This is a genomic window from Polaribacter sp. Hel1_85, from assembly GCF_000766795.1.
Classification (GTDB): domain Bacteria; phylum Bacteroidota; class Bacteroidia; order Flavobacteriales; family Flavobacteriaceae; genus Polaribacter.
On record NZ_JPDS01000002.1, the window covers coordinates 1,147,183 to 1,167,927 of the forward strand.

18 protein-coding genes are annotated in these 20,745 nt (G+C 30.4%); 16 read left to right on the top strand and 2 right to left on the bottom strand.

What is annotated here, in order from left to right; all coding sequences use genetic code 11:
* Positions 1–143: 143 nt before the first annotated feature.
* Entirely contained in the window at positions 144–1,490 is a 1,347-nt protein-coding gene (rseP, locus tag PHEL85_RS12210; RefSeq protein WP_036825357.1) for an RIP metalloprotease RseP, read from the bottom strand.
* A 171-nt stretch (positions 1,491–1,661) separates the two neighbouring features.
* Here rseP and PHEL85_RS12215 point away from each other — a divergent pair, with 171 nt between their 5' ends.
* The 5 genes from PHEL85_RS12215 to PHEL85_RS12230 all read left to right on the top strand — a co-directional run bounded on the left by PHEL85_RS12215 (position 1,662) and on the right by PHEL85_RS12230 (position 5,511).
* Positions 1,662–2,342: an SCO family protein gene (locus PHEL85_RS12215; protein WP_036825359.1), complete on the top strand. Its 681-nt coding sequence runs from the start codon at positions 1,662–1,664 to the stop codon at positions 2,340–2,342.
* 51 nt (positions 2,343–2,393) lie between these two features.
* The gene (locus PHEL85_RS12220; RefSeq protein WP_036825361.1) at positions 2,394–2,618 is read left to right on the top strand and encodes a ferrous iron transport protein A; all 225 of its coding nucleotides are present in this window, start codon (positions 2,394–2,396) and stop codon (positions 2,616–2,618) included.
* Between the two features lie 6 nt (positions 2,619–2,624).
* On the top strand, positions 2,625–4,736 hold the full coding sequence (gene feoB / locus PHEL85_RS12225; RefSeq protein ID WP_036825362.1) for a ferrous iron transport protein B: 2,112 nt from the start codon (positions 2,625–2,627) through the stop codon (positions 4,734–4,736).
* Positions 4,736–4,849, top strand: coding sequence for a FeoB-associated Cys-rich membrane protein (locus PHEL85_RS17780; RefSeq protein WP_156109201.1), 114 nt, complete (start codon positions 4,736–4,738; stop codon positions 4,847–4,849). Before feoB ends, PHEL85_RS17780 begins: the two co-directional genes overlap by 1 nt.
* Before the next feature lie 92 nt (positions 4,850–4,941).
* The gene (locus PHEL85_RS12230; RefSeq protein ID WP_036825363.1) at positions 4,942–5,511 is read left to right on the top strand and encodes a DUF2911 domain-containing protein; all 570 of its coding nucleotides are present in this window, start codon (positions 4,942–4,944) and stop codon (positions 5,509–5,511) included.
* On the opposite strand, the gene PHEL85_RS12235 is transcribed toward PHEL85_RS12230, so the two are convergent.
* Complete coding sequence (locus PHEL85_RS12235) at positions 5,512–5,880, bottom strand: SPOR domain-containing protein (RefSeq protein WP_036825365.1); 369 nt, start codon at positions 5,878–5,880, stop codon at positions 5,512–5,514.
* 195 nt (positions 5,881–6,075) lie between these two features.
* On the opposite strand from PHEL85_RS12235, the gene PHEL85_RS12240 reads away from it, so the two are divergent.
* From PHEL85_RS12240 to ruvB, 11 genes are all read left to right on the top strand, one after another.
* A complete protein-coding gene (locus PHEL85_RS12240) occupies positions 6,076–7,380 on the top strand; it encodes a cytochrome c3 family protein (RefSeq protein ID WP_036825367.1) in 1,305 nt (434 codons plus the stop codon).
* A gap of 83 nt (positions 7,381–7,463) precedes the next feature.
* Complete coding sequence (locus PHEL85_RS12245; RefSeq protein ID WP_036825369.1) at positions 7,464–10,517, top strand: TAT-variant-translocated molybdopterin oxidoreductase; 3,054 nt, start codon at positions 7,464–7,466, stop codon at positions 10,515–10,517.
* Positions 10,518–10,630: 113 nt separating this feature from the next.
* Positions 10,631–12,085, top strand: coding sequence for an NrfD/PsrC family molybdoenzyme membrane anchor subunit (gene nrfD / locus PHEL85_RS12250; protein ID WP_036825370.1), 1,455 nt, complete (start codon positions 10,631–10,633; stop codon positions 12,083–12,085).
* Positions 12,086–12,087: 2 nt separating this feature from the next.
* Positions 12,088–12,615 carry a DUF3341 domain-containing protein gene (locus tag PHEL85_RS12255; protein ID WP_036825371.1) on the top strand — a complete coding sequence of 176 codons (528 nt, stop codon included), beginning with the start codon at positions 12,088–12,090 and terminating at the stop codon, positions 12,613–12,615.
* Positions 12,616–12,625: 10 nt separating this feature from the next.
* The gene (locus PHEL85_RS12260) at positions 12,626–13,171 is read left to right on the top strand and encodes a c-type cytochrome (RefSeq protein ID WP_200882354.1); all 546 of its coding nucleotides are present in this window, start codon (positions 12,626–12,628) and stop codon (positions 13,169–13,171) included.
* Positions 13,172–13,197: 26 nt separating this feature from the next.
* Positions 13,198–14,631: a hypothetical protein gene (locus PHEL85_RS12265; protein ID WP_036825373.1), complete on the top strand. Its 1,434-nt coding sequence runs from the start codon at positions 13,198–13,200 to the stop codon at positions 14,629–14,631.
* Positions 14,632–14,669: 38 nt separating this feature from the next.
* Complete coding sequence (locus tag PHEL85_RS12270; RefSeq protein WP_036825374.1) at positions 14,670–15,677, top strand: cytochrome c oxidase subunit II; 1,008 nt, start codon at positions 14,670–14,672, stop codon at positions 15,675–15,677.
* 32 nt (positions 15,678–15,709) lie between these two features.
* Positions 15,710–17,491, top strand: coding sequence for a cbb3-type cytochrome c oxidase subunit I (locus PHEL85_RS12275; protein ID WP_036825376.1), 1,782 nt, complete (start codon positions 15,710–15,712; stop codon positions 17,489–17,491).
* Between the two features lie 111 nt (positions 17,492–17,602).
* On the top strand, positions 17,603–18,787 hold the full coding sequence (locus PHEL85_RS12280; protein ID WP_036825378.1) for a hypothetical protein: 1,185 nt from the start codon (positions 17,603–17,605) through the stop codon (positions 18,785–18,787).
* Between the two features lies 1 nt (position 18,788).
* Positions 18,789–19,655 (top strand): mechanosensitive ion channel family protein, encoded by an 867-nt coding sequence (locus tag PHEL85_RS12285; protein WP_052108558.1) that lies wholly within the window; start codon positions 18,789–18,791, stop codon positions 19,653–19,655.
* 66 nt (positions 19,656–19,721) lie between these two features.
* Positions 19,722–20,744: a Holliday junction branch migration DNA helicase RuvB gene (gene ruvB, locus PHEL85_RS12290; protein ID WP_036825381.1), complete on the top strand. Its 1,023-nt coding sequence runs from the start codon at positions 19,722–19,724 to the stop codon at positions 20,742–20,744.
* Position 20,745: the final 1 nt, after the last annotated feature.

Genomic DNA, 20,745 nt, shown 5'->3' on the forward strand with positions numbered 1-20,745 from the left:
ATTAATTCCAGGTACAAAAGCATATGCTTGCGATAAATGCAACACGCAGTATACTTGGTTTTCATTTATCAACCGTTCTTTAAGAGTTTAAAAAAAGCCTCACAAACGTGAGGCTTTTTTTATTTTGAAGGCACTTTTACACTTTATTTAAAAAGCCTAAAAATATCATTACCATTTGCAAAAAGTAATAAGGCAATTAAAAGAATAAAACCAGTTACTTGTGCATATTCTAAAAACTTATCTCCAGGTTTTTTACCTGTAATCATTTCCCAAAGAGTAAAAACTACATGTCCACCATCTAAAGCTGGTATTGGTAAAAGATTCATAAAACCTAACATAATAGATAAGAAGGCTGTAATGTTCCAGAAAGATTGTGCACTCCATTCAGAAGGAAAAATACTTCCAATAGAAATAAAACCACCTAAACCTTTATAAGCTCCAGTACTTGGGTTAAATATTTTCTTTAATTGTTTTATATAATCTGTAAGTGTTTTTACAGACTTGTTCCATCCTGCAGGAATTGCTTCTGCAAAAGAATATTCAATATTAGCCAAACTATAAAAACCTAGTTTTTCTAAATCTTTAAAAGATAATTGCCCTAAACCAACTCCTAATTTACCTTTATCAGTAACTTTAACAGGAATAATTTTAGTTTCATCTCCTCTTTTTACTGTTACTGTAATATCTTGATTTTTGAATTTATTTAATTCAGTTTGCGCTTCATCAAAATACTTTATGGTGTTTCCATTAATAGCAATAACAATATCTTTAGATTTTAAATCGGAACCTGTATTTGGAGAATCTTCTGAAATACCTGCAATTGCAAAAGGGTATCTAGGCAATAAAATTGCACCTGCATCTTTACCTCTATCAACTAATTGAGAAATAAAATCTTCAGGAATTACTTTGTCAATAATTGCTCCATTTCTTTCAATTTGAAAATTATTACCGTTTACAAAACCTAATGTTAACTCAGAGAATTTTTTAATTTTTTCACCATCAATTGTTAAGACTTTATCTCCAGTTTGTAAACCTAAATTCAAGGCTAAAGAATCTTGAACCCAAACACCATCTTTTACATTTTCGTTTGGTAAAAACTTTTCTCCATAAGCATACATTAACATAATGTAAATAAAAATACCTAAAACAAAGTTTACAAAAACTCCACCTAACATTATAATTAAACGTTGCCACGCAGGTTTAGAACGAAATTCCCAAGGTTGTGCAGGCAAAGCCATTTGCTCAGTATCCATACTTTCATCAATCATTCCAGATATTTTTACATATCCACCTAAAGGAATCCAACCAATACCATAAACAGTATCACCAATTTTTTTCTTAAAAATTGAGAATTTATAATCAAAGAATAAGTAGAATTTTTCTACTCTAGTTTTAAACAGTTTTGCAGGGATAAAATGCCCTAACTCGTGCAATACAATCAATAAAGATAAACTTAAAATAAATTGTGATGCTTTTATTAATATTTCCATTCAGCGTTAAATCATAATTAAAATAGTGGCAAATGTACGTTTTTAAAGAGAGTTTAAAAAGGGCTAATAGAACTTGATTTTTATTTTAACAAAGATTTTAGAAAGTATTTGTTTTTGTTTGCTTTTCTAAGGGGTTTTTAAGTCGTAAATTTGTGGTTATAAAATTATTTTATGGAGTTTAAATTCTTTAAAAAATCTATTCCAACACTTATCTTTTTTGTGGTGTTTTCTGCTGTTGCACTCACCGTTTTTTATCAGTTATTAAAGGTTGATAATCAACTTAAAATCTATAACCCTATAGATGTAAATCCAAGATTGGTAGATGATAGCATGTTGCATATTCAAAAAAATCATACAATTGCAGATTTTAAATTAATTAATCAAAATGGAAAAACAATTACGAATAATGATTATCAAAATAAAATTTATATAGCAGATTTTTTCTTTACTCGTTGTCAAACAATTTGTATTGCAATGGCTTATAATATGAATGAGTTGCAAGAATATTATAAAAATGATGACGATATTATGTTTTTATCTCATTCTGTAACTCCTGTTATAGATAGCGTTTCTGTGTTAAAGGAATACGCAGACAGAAAAGGAGTTATTGATGGAAAATGGAATGTTACTACTGGAAGCAAAAAACACATTTATGAGTTGGCAAGAAAAAGTTATTTTGCTGTTTTAGATGAAGGAAATGGTGATGAAAACGATTTTATACATACAGAACAATTTGTATTGGTAGATAAAGAAAGACGAATTCGTGGTTATTATGATGGAACAGACAAAAAAGATATGGAAAAACTAAAAGAAGATGTTGTTTTGTTAAAAGAAGAATATGCTTCAAAATAACTTGTTTAGAATCATTCTAAATTCCTATATTTGCATCCCAAATAAAATTCATTGAGTACAATAGCTACATTACGTAAAGGAGAAATAGGATACATTTCTGAAGAATCATTAGATTCTATTCCTTTAAAATTGCTGGAAATGGGTTGTTTACCTGGTGCAGAAGTACAATTGGTTCAAATTGCACCTTTAAAAGATCCTTTATACATCTGTGTTAATGGAAGTCATTTGGCAATTAGAAAAGAAACTGCTTCTAAAATTATAATCCTGAAAAGCTAAATCTAAATGTCTAAAAACGATATAAAAGTTGCTTTAATTGGAAATCCTAATACAGGAAAAACATCGCTTTTTAACCAACTTACAGGTTTAAATCAAAAAGTAGGGAATTACCCAGGAATTACTGTGGATAAAAAAGAAGGTATTAGTAAATTATCTGCTACTCAGAATGCAATAATTACAGATTTACCAGGAACTTATAGTATAAACCCTACTTCTTTAGACGAAAGTATTGTTTTAAAAACTTTATTGAAAAAGAATATAAAAGAATCTCCAGATGTTATTTTGGTGGTTGCTGATGTAGAGAATTTAAAAAGAAATTTACTGCTTTTTTCTCAAATTAAAGATTTAGAAATTCCAACAGTTTTGGCCATTAATATGGTTGATCAAATGAATAGAAAAGGAATTACTATTGATTTGTCTTTATTAAAGAAAGAATTAAATACAGAAGTAGTTTTAATAAGTGCCAGAAAAAATGAAGGAATAGACGAGGTAAAGGCTGCAATTATTCGCTGTCATGTTGCTGCAAAAGCATCACCTTTATGTGGTATTGATCATAAAATTGATCCAGATTATTTCACAAAATTAAAAGAAATTAGTCCTAATTATTCTTTGTATCAATTATGGTTGATGATTACTCAGAATAACTATCCAGAAACTGTTACTAAAGAAGAAAAAAAGAAGTTATTAGCATTTAAAGAAGATGCTTCTAAGCTTAAGAAATATCAGCATAAAGAAACTATTTATCGTTATCAAGAAATTAATAAAATTCTTAAAAAAACATACATAGTAGATAAAAGTAAAGCTACAGATTTACGTGGTAGATTAGATAGAATTTTTACACATAGAATCTTCGGATATTTGTTTTTTGTTTTTTTGTTATTAGTGATTTTTCAATCAATTTTTGACTGGGCAACTTTACCTATGGATTTAATTGATGGAACTTTTGCAGAAATTTCTGATTTTGCTAAAAGTAATTTACCAACAGGTGTTCTTACAGACTTATTAACAGAAGGAATTATTCCAGGAATTGGTGGTGTTTTAATATTTATACCACAGATTGCAATATTATTTTTATTTATTGCTATTTTAGAAGAAACAGGATATATGAGTCGTGTTGTGTTTTTAATGGATAAAATTATGCGACGTTTTGGAATGAATGGAAAAAGTATAATTCCGTTAATTTCTGGAACAGCTTGTGCGATTCCTGCAATTATGGCAACAAGAACAATTTCTAGTTGGAAAGAACGCTTAATAACTATTTTAGTAACACCTTTTACTACTTGTTCTGCCCGTTTACCAGTATATGCAATTTTAATTTCTTTAATTATTCCTGATAAAAAAATCTTCGGATTTTTAAACCTGCAAGGTTTAGTTTTATTGTCATTATATGCTTTGGGTTTTGTAACAGCAATTGTAGCAGCGTATATTTTAAATAAAACATTAAAGATAAAATCAAAATCGTTTTTTGTGGTAGAAATGCCAAATTATAAATTACCATCTATAAAAAATGTATTTTTTGAAGTTGTAGAAAAAACAAAATCGTTTGTTTTAGAAGCAGGGAAAATTATTTTAGCATTGTCTGTTATTTTATGGTTTTTAGCTTCTAATGGACCAACTTCTTTTGATAATGCAGAAAAAAATACGATTGAAAATGTTGTAAATCAGAATTTATCTGATCAAGAATTACAACAAAAAATAGCTTCAGTAAAATTAGAAAATTCTTATATCGGAATTTTAGGAAAAACAATAGAACCAACAATTAAACCTTTAGGTTATGATTGGAAAATAGGAATTGCTTTAATTACATCTTTAGCAGCAAGAGAAGTTTTTGTAGGTACTTTGGCAACTATTTATAGTGTAGAAGCAGGTGATGAAAACACTTCTACAATTAAAGAGAAAATGAGATCAGAAGTAAATCTAGACACTGGTAAACAAAGGTTTAATTTTCCTGTAGGAATGTCTTTAATGGTTTTTTATGCTTTTGCAATGCAATGTATGGCAACTTTGGCTATTGTAAAACGAGAAACTAAAACATGGAAATGGCCTTTAATTCAATTATTTGGAATGGGGTTATTAGCTTATGTTGCTTCATTTATAACCTATCAAATTCTAAGTTAATGCAAGAAATTATAGCTTACTTATTGGTTGTTTTAGCTGTTGCTTTTTTAGTAAAGAAATATATTTTTCCTTCTGACAAGGATAAAGGCTGCAGTCCAGATTGTGGTTGTTAAAGTTTCTTTAACACAAAATTAGTACTACTTATTAGTAAGGTTTTTTATTTTTGAAGACATACCTTTTAAATCATATTTAAAATTTCATAAAAATGAAGAATTCTTTTCTGTCACTAATAGTCATTGCAATATCAATTATTTCATCAACAGATACTTTTTCGCAAAAATTTCCAAGATTAGATGTGAGTCCTATGGATGCAGCTACGTATCCAACTCATTGGAAAAATTCAGATAAATTAGTAAAAGTAATTTATGGTAGACCACAATTAAAAGGAAGAGCATTATCTGCATTGGCTGTAGCAGATACCAAAAAAGGTGTTTGGAGAACAGGTGCTAATGAGGCGCCAGAAGTTACTTTCTTTAAAGATATATTATTTGCAGGAAAAAAAGTGAAAGCAGGAACCTATACTTTATTTACAATTCCTGGTGAAAATGAATGGACATTGATTCTTAGTTCTGTTAGAAACGTTTGGGGTCATTATACTTATGATAAAAATAATGATGTTCTTAGAGTTTCTGGTAAAGTAACTGAATCAGAAAAAACTATTGAAGCTTTTTCAATAGCATTTGATAAAAATAAGGATGATATTGTAACGATGTTTATAGGTTGGGGCAATACTGTTGTTTCTGTTCCTTTACAAGAATTTGTTACCGAAAACTAATTATTTACCCATTGGAACAACTATAATTCCAGAGAATTTTTCTTGAAATTTTATCAAGTCTTTATCTGCTTCTAATTTTGTTTTATAATTACCTACTTGCACTTTCCATTCAGGAGCATTGTACACTAATTTTGAAAAATTATTAGGGAATTCAATACCAAAACGAGCTCTAAATTGTCTTGCTTTTTGCTCATTACCATTATAAAGTTGAATTCTGTAACCAAAGCCATAGGTGTTGTTAAAGCTTCTTTTTTTAGAAATGATGCTTTTTATTTCTGCTGATTTATTTGTTTTATTTTGAGAATAAGCACTGTAACTTGTTGTTAATAAAACAATCAAAAACAAAAGTGCTATGGATTTACTTTTCATATTATTCAATATTTTTTACAAAAATAACGACAAGTTGATGAATAAATTGGGAAAATCTCTTATTTAGAATAATTATAAATTAAGTTTAACATTCTTTTAGCTTTTCAAACTTTAGGAAGAAGTAGTACTTTTGTCGGACGGAAAAAAATGACTTTTATCATTTTATATTAGATATTTTTTAAACAAAGTTTAAATATGAAAAGTGTAGAATTGCACAATAGACTAACCAAATTACTTCTAAAAAGTTTTACTTTTCTCTTAATTTTTGCATTTAGCATGTCTTCATATTCACAAGATATAGATGAGGCGCGTCAAAAAGAAGGAAAAAAATTATTTAAATCTTTATGTGCTTCTTGTCATAAATTAGATAAGAAACTTATAGGACCAGCTTTAAGCGGTATAGAAGAAAGAAGAGAAAATGATTGGTTAAAAGCTTGGATTAAAAACAATGCTGAGTTAAGAGCTTCTGGAGATAGAGATGCTATTGCAGTCTTCGAAGAGTATAAGGGTTCTAATATGACTGCGTTTCCTCAGTTGTCAGATAAAAATGTCGATGATATTTTATACTATACAACTGTTGGCGAAATCAAAAAGAAAGTAGCTGTAGCAGACAATGCTACTTCTGGCGCTTCTTCTGGAGAAGCTCCAGGTTGGTTAATCTATATTTTGGCAAGTGCTATAATTGTTGCCTTTTTAATGATTGCAAGTTTATTAAAACAAGTAAATGAATTAAAAGGAAATACTGCACCAGGTGAAAGTTCTAATCTTAAAAGAGATTTACATGAGCTTTGGGCTGGTTTAAAACGGAATACTTTCTTAAAAGTGTTAACTACAATATTTTTAATGTTGATAGGAGCATACGTTTTCTTTGGTACTTTATTTAAAGTTGGTGTAGATGAAGGTTATCAACCAATTCAACCAATTGCTTTTTCACATAAAATACACGCAGGAGATAATAAGATAGATTGTCAATATTGTCACTCATCTGCAAAGCATAGTAAAACATCTGGTATTCCTTCTGTAAATGTTTGTATGAACTGTCATAAAAATATTTCTGAAGTTGCAGATGATACTGTTGTAGAATTAGAAGATGGAATTGTTCTTGGAAAAGAAGAGTTAGATCTTGAGATTGCAAAAGTGTATAAAGCTGCAGGTTGGGATGCAGATAATTTAGAATATACTGGAGAAACTTCGCCAATTAAATGGGTGAGAGTTCATAATTTACCAGATTTTGTGTATTTTAATCACTCACAACACGTAACAGTTGCTGGATTAGAGTGTCAAAAATGTCATGGACCTGTAGAAGAGATGGAAGAATTATATCAACACTCTCCATTAACAATGGGTTGGTGTATAGATTGTCATAAAGAGACAAAAGTGGATTTAAAAGGTAATGATTATTACAAAAAAATTCATGAAGACTTGGCAAAGAAATACAATGTAGATCAGGTTACCATTTCACAATTAGGTGGTAAGGAATGTGGTAAATGTCACTACTAATTAAAAATTAAAAATTAAAAGATTTGAAAAATTGAGTGTTTTTTCAATTTTTAAATCTTTCAATCATTAAATAAAAAGTATAAATGGCTTCAGACAAAAAATACTGGCAAAGTGTTGAGGAACTTAAAGGTAGTTCTATTGTTGAAACGTTAAGTGAAAACGAATTTGTAGAAGAAATTCCTACAGATCAGTTTTTAGGTGATAAAGAAACATTAGAAAACTCTTCTACTTCTCGTAGAGACTTTTTAAAATATGTTGGTTTTACTACAGCTGCTGCATCTTTAGCTGCTTGTGAAGGACCAGTAAGAAAGTCTATTCCTTATGTTGTAAAACCAGATGATGTTACTCTTGGAGTTGCAGATTGGTATGCAACATCTATGGCAGATGGTTACGATTTTGCAAATGTTTTGGTTAAAACACGTGAAGGTCGTCCAATTCAAATAATGCCAAATAAAGAAGCAAATGGTACAACAAGTGCAAGAGTACAAGCTGCTGTTCTTTCTTTATATGATGAAAAATTACGTTTAAAAGAACCTACTAAAGGTGGTGAAGCAATTTCTTGGGCAGATGCAGATAAAGAAGTTAAAGCTAAATTAAGCGAATTAAAAGAAGCAAATAAATCTGTTGTTTTATTAACAGGGTCAATGGCGAGTCCATCTACTGATAAAATTATAGAAGGATTTATTGCTGCGAACCCAAATGCAAAACATGTTGTTTATGATGCAGTTTCAGAATCTGGAGCAGCAGATGCTTTTATGGCAATGTATGGTAAACGTGCTTTACCAAACTATCATTTAGATAAAGCAAAAACAATTGTTTCTTTTGGTGCTGATTTTCTTGGAGATTTTCACGGAGGATTAGAAAAAAGTTATGTTGCTGGTAGAAAATCAGAAACTGGTCACATGTCTTATCATGTGCAAGTAGAAAGTAATATGTCTTTAACGGGTGCGAATTCTGATAAAAGAGTGGTTGTAAAACCATCTGATCAAGTATTTGCATTGTTAAATTTATACAACGCAGTTACAGGAGCAAATGTTCCTTCTAAAGCTACTTCTGTAGATTCAACTGTAAAAAAATTGGCTTCTGATTTAAAGAAATCTGGTTCTAAAGGTGTTGTCTTAACAGGATTAAATGATAAAAATGCTCAGTTAATTGCATTAGCAATTAACAAAGCATTAAATAGCGAAATTATTGATATAAACAACACATTAAATATCCGTCAAGGAAATGATGCTGAAGTATCTCAATTAATTTCAGATATGAAATCTGGTAAAGTTGCAGGATTAATCTCTTACAATGTAGACCCAATTTATTCATTATCAAATTCATCAGATTTTTCTGAAGGATTAAAAAAATTAGAATTATCAGTAGCATTATCAACAGAGAATAATGAAACTGTTAATGCTTCTAACTTTGTGTTACCAACGCCACACTTTTTAGAATCTTGGGGAGATGCTCAATTCGATTCAGTGACTTATGGTTTAATGCAACCAACAATTCAGCCATTATTTAATACACGTCAAGTTCAGGATGCTTTATTAAATTGGTCTGGCGATGCAACAAAATATTACGATTATTTAAAATCTTTTGCAACTACAAATATATTAGGTGGTAGTTCTTGGAATAAAGCTTTGCATAATGGTTTCTTTACAAAAGAAGTTGTTAATTCTGAGGCTAATTTAGCAGAAGTTTCTATTTCAGATGCAGCTGCTAAACTTTCTAGTTCTGCTAAAAAAGCTTCTGGTTTTGAATTAAACTTATATACAAAAACAGGTTTAGGAGATGGTAAGCAAGCAAACAATCCTTGGTTACAAGAATTCCCTGATCCGATAACAAGAGCTTCTTGGGATAATTACTTAATGATGTCTATGGCAGATGCCAGAGAATTAGGTTTTTCAAATCCTGTAAAAGATAACGGTGCAATTGATGGTGACTATGCCAAAGTATCTGTTAATGGAAAAGAAGTTGTTGTTCCTGTAATGGTTCAACCAGGTCAGGCAATTGGTTCTGTAGGTTTAGCTTTAGGTTATGGAAAAACATTTGGGTTAAATGAAGAAATGCAAGTTGGTGTAAATGCTTATCCATTGTACACTAACGGAAACAATATTCAATACGGAGTTACTGTAGAAAAAGTATCAGGAACACATAAATTTGCTTGTACACAAGTACAAAAAACAATTGCTGGTCGTCATGATATTTTAAAAGTAGCTTCTTTAAAACAAGTTACAAGTAATGCAGATCCAAAACATACTTGGAACAAGCCAGCATTTGTGTCTTATGATCATAATGAAGTTGAAGCAAAAACAATAGATTTATGGGATGAGCACAACAGAGAAATTGGTCATCACTTTAATTTATCAATAGATTTAACTTCTTGTACAGGTTGTGGTGCTTGTGTTGTTGCATGTCATGCAGAAAATAATGTACCAGTTGTAGGTAAAAAAGAAGTTAGAGTTGGTAGAGACATGCACTGGTTGCGTATTGATAGATACTATTCTTCTGAAATTGCAACTCGAGAAGAAGCTAAAGCTCAAGGTTTAAGTGGTGGAGATTTATATAAAGCTATAGAAACTGAAGCAGAAAACCCTGAGGTTACTTTTCAACCAATGATGTGTCAGCACTGTAATCATGCTCCTTGTGAGACTGTTTGTCCAGTTGCAGCAACATCACATGGTCGTCAAGGTCAAAACCAAATGGCATATAACAGGTGTGTTGGTACAAGATATTGTGCAAACAACTGTCCTTATAGAGTTCGTCGTTTTAACTGGTTTAATTATTCAAATAATAACGAGTTTGACTTCAATATGAATAACGAATATGGTAAAATGGTATTAAATCCAGATGTTGTAGTTCGTTCTAGAGGAGTTATGGAAAAATGTTCTATGTGTATTCAAATGACACAAGCAACAATTCTAAAAGCGAAAAAAGAAGGAAGAGCTGTTAATACAGATGAGTTTGAAACAGCTTGTTCATCAGCTTGTACAACAGGAGCTATGGTCTTTGGTGATATCAATAACAAAGAAGATAAAGTGGCTGCGTTGGTTGAAGATAAAAAAGCTTATGGCGTTTTAGATTACTTACAGACAAAACCGAATGTAATCTATCAAGTAAAAGTTAAAAACACAAACGAAGCGTAATTGAGTTAGAAAGTTAAAAGTACAAATAAGTAAAGCTGTATAAATGGCTTTAACTTTAAGAACTTTAAAACATTCAAACTTTTAAACTATAAATAAAACTAAGTAATAAAAATATGTCTCATTACGAAGCACCCATAAGGGAACCTTTAGTATTAGGTGATAAAAGTTATCACGATATTACAGAAGACATTGCAAAACCTATTGAAGGAGCTGCAAATAAGAACTGGTACATAGCATTTTATATTTCTTTGGCAGCAATGCTTTGGGGGTTTGGATGTATTTTTTACACCGTAGGAACTGGTATTGGAGTTTGGGGACTGAACAAGAACATTGGATGGGCTTGGGATATCACTAACTTTGTATGGTGGGTTGGTATTGGTCACGCAGGAACACTTATTTCTGCAGTACTTTTATTATTCCGTCAAAAATGGAGAATGGCAATTAACCGTTCTGCAGAAGCAATGACAATTTTTGCCGTTTTTCAAGCAGGATTGTTTCCAATTATTCACATGGGTAGACCTTGGAATGGATATTGGGTATTGCCAATGCCAAATCAATTTGGTTCATTGTGGGTAAACTTTAACTCTCCATTATTATGGGATGTTTTTGCAATCTCAACCTATTTATCTGTATCGTTAGTTTTCTGGTGGACAGGTTTGTTACCAGATTTTGCAATGATTAGAGATAGAGCTGTGAAGCCTTTTCAAAAGAAAATTTACGCATTATTATCATTTGGTTGGTCTGGTAGAGCTAAAGATTGGCAACGTTTTGAAGAAGTATCTTTAGTACTTGCAGGTTTAGCAACACCATTAGTGCTTTCTGTACATACAATTGTATCTATGGATTTTGCAACATCAATCAATCCAGGTTGGCACTCAACAATTTTCCCTCCTTATTTCGTAGCTGGAGCAATCTTTTCAGGATTTGCAATGGTACAAACGTTATTAGGAATCATGAGAAAGGTTACCAATCTAGAAGACTATATTACACGTATGCATATTGAATATATGAATATTGTAATTATTTTAACTGGTGGAATTGTAGCTGTAGCTTATGCAACAGAATTCTTTATTGCTTGGTATACAGGGTCTCCTTATGAGAACTATACATATTTATCTGTAGGTGCTGCAACAGGACCTTATGCTTGGGCTTTCTGGTCATTAATAATATTTAATATTATTACACCTCAGTTATTATGGATTAAAAAATTCAGAAGAAGCTTTATCATTACTTTTATTATTTCTATTGCAATTAATATAGGTATGTGGTTTGAGCGTTTTGATATTATTGCAATTGTATTAAGTAAAGGTCATTTACCTTCTACTTGGTGGCGTTTTGAACCTACGTTTGTAGATGTTGGTATTTTTGTAGGAACAATAGGATTCTTCTTTGTATTATTCTTATTGTACGCAAGAACTTTCCCAGTTATCGCGCAAGCAGAAGTGAAAACAATTTTAAAATCTTCTGGTGAATTTTACAAGAAGAGAAGAGAACAAGGTATACCAACTAAACCAGCTATAAATGTAGTAAATGTAGCAGGTACATCTGATAAATCTAATAAAGAATAATTATGGAATCATCAAAAGTTATTCACGCGTTTTATAATGATGATGAACTTGTGCTAGATGCAGTTAAAGCTGTAAAAGCAGAAGGTCATCACATAGAAGAAGTATTTTGTCCTTTTCCAGTTCATGGACTAGACAAAGCAATGGGATTAGCTCCAACTAGATTGGCAATTACTGCATTCTTTTACGGAATTACAGGATTATCATTTGCTATTTGGATGACTAATTATATGATGATTCAAGATTGGCCACAAGATATTGGTGGTAAACCTAACTTTTCTTGGTTTACTAATATGCCAGCATTTGTACCAATTATGTTTGAATTGACAGTATTTTTTGCAGCTCACCTAATGGTTATTACTTTTTATATGAGAAGTAGAATATGGCCTTTTAAAGAAGCAGAAAACCCTGATCCAAGAACTACAGATGATCATTTTTTAATGGAAATACCTGTACATAATAATGAAGCAGAAATTACTGCTTTATTAGCAAAAACAGGAGCTGTAGAAATTAATGTAGTAGACAAGCACTAATATATAGATAATGAAGAATTTTAAATTAATTATCGCTTTAGTTACTCTTACAAGTATTATTTCTTGTAATGATAAAAGAACACCTCAATTGCAATATATGCCAGATATGTATGTATCTATTCCTTATGATGTAAATGGTGTAAATGGTATTAACGGAGAACCAGTGAATTTAAAACCTGTTGCAGGAACAATTGCAAGAGGAGGTTACGCTACTTACGATATTGCTGATACGAATGAAGGATATGAATTAGCAAAAGCTAATGTTAATCCTTTAGAAGCTTCAGAAGAAAATTTAGCAAACGGAAAAGCGATGTACGATATTTATTGTGCAACTTGTCATGGAAAAAAAGGTGATGGAAATGGAGTTTTATCTCAAAGAGAAAAATTCTCAGGAATTCCTAACTATAAAGATAGAGATATAAATGCAGGTACTATTTATCATGTAATTATGCACGGTAAAAATTTAATGGGCTCTCATGCATCTCAAATAACGTATACAGAACGTTGGCAAATAGTACAGTACGTAGAAAAATTACGTACAGATTTAGCAAAATAATTACAAAAAGATAGAATACGAAAGATATGTATCAATTCTCAGGTAAATTAAAAATGTTCTCAATTGCACTAATTATTATTGGTGCTTTGGGTATTGCATATGGTTTTTATTCAGCACCTAGCACTGTTGAAGAAGCTAAAGAAATTATTGCACATCAATCATCTCATGGAGATGATCATGGTGCTACACATGATGAAGTAAAGAAAGAAGAGCATCACACAGATGTTGTTAAAGATTTACATGCAAATGATCATGACGCGAAAGCAGAGGTTGCTCATGGAGAACATCATGATGCAGCTCATGACGAACATGTATTTCATCAATTACAAAATAAACCTTGGGCAGCAGTTTACGTAGCGTTATTTTTCTTTTTAGGAATTTCGTTATTAGTGTTAGCATTTTATGCTATTCAAAGAGTTGCACAAGCAGGTTGGTCTGTTGTTCTTTTTAGAGTGATGGAAGCTATTACAGCAAATTTAGTGCCTACTTCAATTGTAATGCTTATTGTTATAATTACTGCAGTTATGCACATGAATCATTTATTCCCTTGGATGGCAGAAGGAACTTTTACACCAGGTCATGAAAACTACGATGCAATTGTAGATGGTAAATCTTGGTGGATGAATGTACCAGGTTGGGCTATTAGAAGTATTATTTATTTAGCAATATGGAATGCATATCGTTTTTTTATCCGTAGAAATTCTATTAAAGAAGATACTGCTAATGATGGTGGTAAAACATACAAATTAAACTATAATGTTTCTGTAGGTTTTATTTTCTTATTCATGATTACTGAATCTATGATGTCTTGGGATTGGATTATGGGATTAGACCCACACTGGTTTTCTACATTATTTGGTTGGTATGTATTAGCAAGTTTATTAGTAAGTGCTGTAACAGTAATTGCTTTAGTAACAATATATTTACGTTCTAAAGGAGCTTTACCTAAAGTAAACGATAGTCATATTCATGATTTAGCTAAATTTATGTTTGGTTTCTCTGTATTTTGGACCTACTTATGGTTTTCTCAATTCATGTTAATTTGGTACGCAGATATTCCTGAAGAAACTACTTATTTCGTTGCAAGATTTAATGAATATAAAGTTCCATTTTTAGCAATGGTAGTAATGAACTTTGTTTTTCCTATATTGGTATTGTTAAATAGTGACTTTAAAAGTATTCCTTGGCTTGTAATTATAGGTGGTGTTGTTATTCTTACAGGACATTATGTTGATGTTTTTGTAATGATTATGCCAGGAACTGTAGGTGCACAATGGTCATTTGGTTTAGCTGAATTAGGATCATTATTATTTTTCTTAGGAATCTTTATTTATGCTACACTTAGTGCATTTGCTAAAGCAAATCCTATAGCTAAAGGAAATCCTTTCTTAGAAGAAAGTGAACATTTTCACTATTACAATATTGAACACAGAGGTGAAGGTTCAGGAGATCATCATTAATAAATAATTTAAATTAAAATAATTAAGACGAGATAAATATGCTAGCTCTATTTTATATTTTTATAGCTGTTGCAATCGGTGTAAGTTTCTGGCAAATTACCAGAATAATGAACTTAAGAAGCGTAATTGCTACTGATAAAGACAATGCTACTCAAGGTAAAAATGCCATTTACTTTATGGTTTTTTTATATGCAATAATGATTTATTGTTTAATCTTTATGAATGTAATTATGTTACCAGAATCTGCTTCTTTTGAAGGGGAACATGATGATAACTTATTTGACATTACATTTTGGTTAATTGGAGTCGTACAATTTATTATGCAATTCTTAATTTTCTTCTTTACTTTTAAATATAAAGGAGAAAAAGGTAAGAAAGCGAAATTTTATGCAGATAGTCATAAATTAGAAGCAATCTGGACAATTACTCCAGCTGTAGTTTTAGTTGTTTTAATCGGTTATGGATTATGGCAGTGGAACAACATTATGGATTTATCTGATGCAGAAAATCCAGTTGTTATTGAAGTGTATTCTCAGCAATTTAGATGGGATGCACGTTACGCAGGAGAAGACAATACTTTAGGTTTAGGAAATGTAAACTACATAAAAGGAATCAATACTTTAGGTGTAGATATGACTGATAAAAATTCTCAAGACGATAAACAAGTTACTGAATTGTACTTGCCAAAAGGTAGAAAAGTTCATTTCAAGTTCCGTTCTCAAGATGTTTTACACTCAGCTTATATGCCTCACTTTAGAGCGCAAATGAACTGTGTACCTGGTATGGTTACAGAATTTGGTTTTACACCAAAGTATACTACTGAAGAAATGAGAGGTCAATCTGAAGTAATAGAAAAAACTGCAGGAATTAATAAAATAAGGAAAGCTAAAGGAGAAGACCCTTACGTTTTTGATTATGTATTATTATGTAATAAAATCTGTGGAGCTTCTCATTACAACATGCAAATGAAAATTACTGTAGTAGAGCCAGCAGAATATGACAAATGGATTGCAGAGCAACCTACATTAGCATCAGTTATTAAATAATTAAAAATTACACTACAAATTAATATAAGATTATGTCAGAACATCATCATAAAGAAACATTTGTAACAAAATATATATTTAGCCAAGATCATAAAATGATTTCTAAGCAGTTCTTAGTAACTGGTATGTTTATGGGGATTATTGGTGTATTTATGTCTATGTTATTTCGTATGCAAATTGCATGGCCAGAAAAATCGTTTTCTATTATTGAAGCATTTTTAGGTCCTCATCAAACAGATGGAGTAATGAATCCAGATATGTACTTAGCATTAGTTACAATACATGGTACTATTATGGTATTCTTTGTATTAACAGCAGGTTTAAGTGGTACATTTTCAAACTTATTAATTCCATTGCAAATTGGAGCTAGAGATATGGCTTCTGGTTTCTTAAATATGCTATCATACTGGCTATTCTTTATTTCTAGTGTAATTATGGTAATTTCTTTATTTGTGGAAGCTGGTCCTGCATCTGCAGGTTGGACAGTATATCCTCCTTTAAGTGCATTACCACAAGCCATTCCAGGTTCTGGAGCAGGTATGACTTTATGGTTGGTATCTATGGCTATATTTATTGCATCTTCTTTAATTGGATCTTTAAACTATATTGTTACAATTTTCAATTTAAGAACAAAAGGAATGAAAATGACAAGATTGCCATTAACAATGTGGGCATTCTTTATTACAGCAATTATTGGTGTAGTTTCATTCCCAGTATTATTATCAGCGGCATTATTGCTAGTTTTTGATAGAAGTTTTGGAACATCATTTTATTTATCAGATATCTTTATTTCTGGTGAAGTATTACATTATCAAGGTGGATCACCAGTACTTTATGAACACTTATTTTGGTTCTTAGGTCACCCAGAGGTATATATTGTATTATTACCAGCATTAGGTATTACTTCAGAAATTATATCTACGCATTCTAGAAAACCAATTTTTGGTTATAGAGCAATGATTGGATCTATAATGGCAATTGCATTTTTATCTACAATTGTTTGGGGTCACCATATGTTTGTTTCTGGGATGAATCCTTTCTTAGGTTCTGTATTTACATTTACAACATTATTAATTGCAATTCCTTCTGCTGTAAAAGCATTTAACTATATCACTACTTTGTGGAAAGGTAATTTACAGTTGAACCCAGCAATGTTATTCTCAATCGGATTAGTTTCTACATTCGTAACAGGAGGTTTAACAGGTTTAGTTTTAGGAGATTCTGCATTAGATATTAATATTCATGATACATACTTTGTTGTAGCGCATTTCCACTTAGTAATGGGAGTTTCTGCAATCTTTGGAATGTTTGCTGGTGTGTATCACTGGTTTCCAAAAATGTATGGTAGAATGATGAATAAAACATTAGGATATTGGCACTTTTGGTTAAGTATTATTTGTGCTTATGGAGTTTTCTGGCCAATGCACTTTATCGGATTAGCAGGTTTACCACGTAGATATTATACAAATACAAACTTCCCAATGTTCGATGATTTATCAGATATTAATGTAGTTATTACATTATTTGCCTTAGTTGGTGGTTTTGGACAAATTTTCTTTATTGCAAACTTCTTTATCTCTATATATAGAGGTAAAAAAGCAACTCAGAATCCTTGGAATTCTAATACATTAGAATGGACAACACCAGTAGAACATATTCATGGTAACTGGCCAGGTAAAATACCAGAAGTTCATAGATGGGCTTATGATTATAGTAAACGTGTAGATCCTAAAGATGATGATAGTGATTATTTACACGGACAAGATTTTGTTTTACAAACAACACCTTTATTAGACGGTGAAGATCCATCTTAAGAGTTAACAATATTTAAAAAAGCCTTTCCAATTCGGAAAGGCTTTTTTGTTTATTTTAAATTATCATTTTGATTTGTTATATTAGCTAATACTAACAAATTTCACAAAAAAATGGCTGTTTTAGACAAGTTACAGAATAGTATAAGCTTTCTGTATAAGCTTTTTGATATAGAAGAGAAAAATGAAATTTCAATTATTGAAGAAGCTGAAGATAAAATTCAACTTCCAGATGAATATTTAGAACGTTTCACTTTATATGCTATTCAAAATAAAGATTTTTTAAAAAATAGAGATGAAGAATTAAGAAGTTTAGAACTCGCTTTTGATAATTGGAAAATAGTTAATTCACCTTTATTAGTTGTAAATGATCCTGGTGAAGGAGGAACTTCATTATTACATGCTAGTACATATATTTATCCTACTGCTAAAATTCTTGAAACAAATCAGGCAATTGACTCTTATAAGAAATTAATAAGTATCTTGTCTCATGTATTAAGAATTGATGAAGAATTTAAAACATTAAAAGAACTAGAAAAGTATATAAACAATTCTGAAGAAAGCCATGTGTTAATTCTTGAAAATATTGAAAGACTTTTTATAAGAAGAATTAGAGGTTTTGATTTACTCGAAGATTTTTTACTTTTTTTACATGCTACAAAATCAAAAATATATTGGATAATTTCAATAAATAAATACTCATTTTATTATTTGAATAGAGTAAAATATTTTTCATCACATTTTCCATCAATTATTCATTTAAAACCTATTTCTAACAAACAACTTAAAGAAGAAATCTTAAATAGAAATAATGGTTATGATTTGGTTTTTTTAAAGCCAAATAAAATCACTAATAAAGTTGAAAAACAATTAAAGAAAGTATCTAAAGAAGAGCGTCAATCAATTTTAGAAAAAATATTTTTTAAGAGATTGTACCAGTTTTCTAAAGGAAACATTACCAAAGCAATATTATATGCAAGAAATTCTGCATATAATGTAAAAGGAAAAACTGTCTTTGTAAAGCCAATAGAAATTATGGTTTTAGATGATTTATCCCTTAATGATTTATTTATTTTAGAAGCCATATTTCAACATAGATCTTTATCAATTAAAGAACTAAATATTGTTTTAAGAAATTCTGACAGACAAAGTAGATTGAGTATCGAAAAATTGTTAGAAAAACAATTGATTAGACCTACTACAACCATAAAAGGGAAAGTAGAATATAGAATTAATTTAATGTTTTTAGATATTCTAAAAGACTTATTAAAAGAAAGATTAAATAGAAATTTTAGATAACATGAAAAGAAGTTTAAGTGTATTGTTTTTCTTAAGTGCCATTTCTAATTTTGCTCAAGAAGAAACTGTTAGTGATGTAAAAAATAATGTAGAAAATACCATTTCTACTGCAACAGACGTAATCTCTTTTACCAAAATTCTTACAATTGTAGTTGTAATAGTACTCACTTGGGGTTTAATGAAGTTGTTAGATTGGTTTTTTAAAAATTTGGTTAAAAACTTTAACAGACATCGATTAAAGATTCTAAGATTACAACCCGTTATAAAAATATTAGTTTGGACATTAGCCGTTTATACTTTAATTGTAACACTTTTTAATCCATCTGCAGAAGCTGTTTATGCATTAATGGGTTCTTCTGCTTTAGCTTTGGGTTTTGCACTGCAAGACATTGTAAAAAATATTTTTGGAGGTTTATTAATTATCTTAGATAGACCTTTTCAAATTGGAGATAGAATCAATATCAAAGGAAATTATGGAGAAGTGGTAAACATTGGTTTACGAAATACCATTGTAAATACTTTGGATGATAATACAGTTACCATACCAAATTCAGCAATTATTTCTGATAGTATTTCAAATGCAAATTCAGGAGCATTAGATTGTATGGTTGTTGTTAATTTATGGTTGCCTATTAATGTTGATGTCACTGAAATTAGAAAAATTGTGCAAGAAGCAGCAATTACATCTAGGTATTTAAATATTGATAAACCAGTTACAATTTTGTTTTTTGATCATTTTGATGATCATGCAGCAACAAAAGTAGTTGTAAAAGCATATGTATTAGATGCACGTTATGAAAAACTGTTTGAAGGTGATGTAACAGAAGCTTCTAAAAAAGCGTTTATTGAAGCTGGAATTTATAACTAGTTTATATTACTTTTTGTGTAACAAAACATACAAAAATGTAGCTTAAAATCATTTATCTTTGTAGTTATGAACGAAAATTTAAATCCTGAAAATGACAATTTATCTAATGAAGATTTAGATGTTGAAAAAAAGTTAAGACCGCTTTCATTTGATGATTTTACAGGACAAGATCAAGCAATTGATAACTTAAAAGTTTTTGTTGAAGCAGCAAACCAAAGAGGAGAAGCTTTAGATCATACATTATTTCATGGACCTCCGGGTTTAGGAAAAACAACTTTAGCTCATATTTTAGCAAATGAATTACAAGTAGGTATAAAAGTTACTTCTGGTCCTGTTTTAGACAAACCAGGAGATTTAGCAGGTTTACTTACTAATCTAGATGAACGTGATGTTTTATTTATTGATGAAATTCATAGATTAAGCCCAATTGTAGAAGAGTATTTATATTCTGCAATGGAAGATTATAAAATTGATATTATGATTGAATCTGGCCCAAATGCCAGAACCGTTCAAATCAATTTAGAACCATTTACTTTAATTGGTGCTACAACTCGTTCAGGATTATTAACAGCTCCAATGAGAGCACGTTTTGGAATTAGCAGTAGATTACATTATTATAAAACAGAATTATTAACTACAATTATTCAAAGAAGTGCGCATATTTTAAATGTTCCTATTTCTATGGAAGCTGCCATAGAAATCGCAGGAAGAAGTAGAGGAACACCAAGAATTGCCAATGCTTTATTAAGAAGAGTTCGTGATTTTGCACAAATAAAAGGAGATGGAAACATTACAATAGAAATTGCAAAATATGCTTTAAAAGCGCTAAATGTTGATGCTCATGGTTTAGATGAAATGGACAATAAAATTTTAGCAACTATTATTGATAAATTTAAAGGAGGACCTGTAGGAATAAGCACAATTGCCACAGCAGTTTCTGAAAATACAGAAACGATTGAAGAAGTGTATGAACCTTTTTTAATTCAGCAAGGTTTTATAATGCGAACTCCAAGAGGTAGAGAAGTTACAGATTTAGCCTACAAACATTTAGGAAGAATAAAAGGAAGAAACCAAGGAGAATTGTTTTAAT